This is a genomic window from Chryseobacterium sp. SIMBA_029 (assembly GCF_046535275.1).
Taxonomy (GTDB): domain Bacteria; phylum Bacteroidota; class Bacteroidia; order Flavobacteriales; family Weeksellaceae; genus Chryseobacterium.
The window spans coordinates 1-276 of the sequence record NZ_JAWRXA010000252.1; the positions used below are offsets into that span (position 1 = coordinate 1).

1 protein-coding gene is annotated in these 276 nt (G+C 62.0%); it reads right to left on the reverse strand.

What is annotated here, in order from left to right; all coding sequences use genetic code 11:
- On the reverse strand, positions 1-276 hold a 276-nt coding region (locus SB679_RS24030), incomplete at both ends, for a glycosyltransferase (protein WP_410704752.1).

A 276-nucleotide genomic window follows, 5' to 3' on the forward strand; every position in this document is an offset into this window, starting at 1 on the left:
GTCTTTGATTTTGACACCCAGCATGATGCGCGCATATGTGCTGCCGATCCGGGAGATGGCCTGCCGGTACAGGGGCCAGTTGACCACGCTTCCACCTTGGACCCACCGCGAACCCATCGCGAGGTCCGCCCCGTTCTCCACAGCATCCAGGAGGAGGGGCAACTGCTCCGGCTTGTGGGATCCGTCGGCGTCCATCTCAACCAGGACGTCATATCCTGCAGCCAACCCCCACTTGAACCCGGCAATGTACGCCGCTCCCAAGCCCTCTTTGCCCTT